The 1,751-nt window shown below is 36.4% G+C and carries 1 protein-coding gene; it reads right to left on the bottom strand.

Features of this window, described 5'->3' with window-relative positions; all coding sequences use genetic code 11:
• Positions 1-493: 493 nt before the first annotated feature.
• Positions 494-1,498, bottom strand: a complete 1,005-nt coding sequence (locus tag RZN25_14545) for an NERD domain-containing protein (protein ID MEQ6378035.1) — start codon at positions 1,496-1,498, stop codon at positions 494-496.
• Positions 1,499-1,751 lie beyond the last annotated feature (253 nt).

Raw genomic sequence — 1,751 nt, 5'->3', positions numbered from 1 at the left:
TCTTATGCTCCTATGCTGCTATGTTCTTATGCTCCTATGCTGCTATGTTGCTATGTTGCTATACTGCTATGTTCTTATGCTCAAATTTTAATCTATATGCTCACTTAAGGCTTTCTATGCGCTAACAACAGTTCTTATGCTCGGAAAAGTGGTGGACTATGCTCAAAATCAATGGTTTTATGCTCACCTTTTTTCCCGGTATGCTCAAACAAATCTGTCAATGCTCAAAACTAAATGTTTATGCGCACTTCTTTTTCTTTATGCTCACTTCTCTTGATTTCTATGCGCAAGATTTTAGGTTTTATGCGCACCCTTTTTTACTTAATGCTCAATTCCTGTTGTTTATGCTCAATTTCAGCTTCTTTAGCGCGAATTTGGTGTTTTATGCGCAAGCCAAAATTCAACTATGCTCATAAATTGATTGTTATGCGCAGGTAAAAGTGTACTTATGCTCAAATATACGCATAACCAAATTTCAGAAAATCTATTATACTCACTTTTTATTTAATAAATCGCTTATTTTTGATAATGTAACCGAAACTGGGGGCATCAGATAAACAGTAGTTTTTCCTTTTCCTTTTGTATCACATCCCATTCCTCGTAAAATTCTTCTGGCTAAGTGACGGGATTCGATTTGTAGGAAATCCATACACTCTTTAACCTTAATCTCGGTCTTATTTATTAAAAAATAATCCATAATTGCGAGTTGATGAGCATGCCTGCTTACATGTTGGCAATGAGGGCAGACCCACTTCCCTGATTCTCGTAACATGGAGTAGGAATTACAGCTAGGGCACCGGACTCCGAGCTGAATTTCAGAACTTGATATTTTAAATGAATTTAATACATCCTTTCTTTCTGGGAGTTTTTCTTTGTGGATGGCTTTGTGTAACTTACCTAGTTGCTTTCGAAAATCGCGTGCATTTGAACTTTGATAATTTTTTTCAAGAGTTTCTAATCGTTTTGGAAGTTGTTCTGGAAAGAGCATATGTTGTGCAGCTTCTGAACCAGGAGGGAATTGCAAAATTGTGGATTGGTTGCCGATCACGACGAAAGGTAAAACGGGGTAGCCAATAATTCCTCTATCCTCCATCCAACGCTCGAATTCGATTTTTTGCCGGCGTACTTGCTCGAAGGGGTCTGAAATAGCTAATCGGTTCCCATTAATCACTTGAAAATATTGGGCACTTGAGGGTTCAAAGGTAAGTGTTCCGGAGTTGTTTTTAACTTCTGCTAATACTGCAAATTTGGAAGTTGTTATAAGATTGTCGAGTTGAAAGGTTTTGTTTAACCTATTCTTGAGACGTGCTGTTTTCAAACAGGTAAATTTACTGGAAGGAAGAAAGTCTAAATAATAATCCAAGTTCTGTTCTCCCCTATATCCACTCCAATACTTATTGATCTGCTTATCAATTCCAGGCAACTTTTGATTTCGGCTATCGAGACGCCTCATGAGAGCTTCCAATTGATAAATGACTTCAGGAACTTCTCTTTTCATTAAATCCACTCCTTTTTAAGTTAGTACGATGAGTTTATTCGACAAGTAACCACAAAAACCTCTTTAGACTTTATTTGTTTTTCCACAAAGTCTCTCACGTAAAAAAAGTAATTTTATTATAAGTAAAAATAAAATCCTAGCCTATTCACACCATCCAAAAATCGCATATGCTGTTAAAAAATTTTTTAAGATGGTTAAAAAAATTCCTTAATAGTCCATAAGAAAAGCGCAAGCGCCCTTGATCATCGACGTA

Source organism: Bacillaceae bacterium S4-13-56, assembly GCA_040191315.1.
GTDB lineage: Bacteria > Bacillota > Bacilli > Bacillales > JAWJLM01 > JAWJLM01.
Note: the sequence above shows the minus strand (reverse complement) of the source record. Positions and strands in the feature narration are given on the sequence as shown.

What these genes read in the sequence shown, in the direction of transcription:
- RZN25_14545 (MEQ6378035.1), bottom strand. Translation starts at nt 1,498, where the DNA reads ATGAAAAGAGAAGTTCCTGAAGTCATTTATCAATTGGAAGCTCTCATG.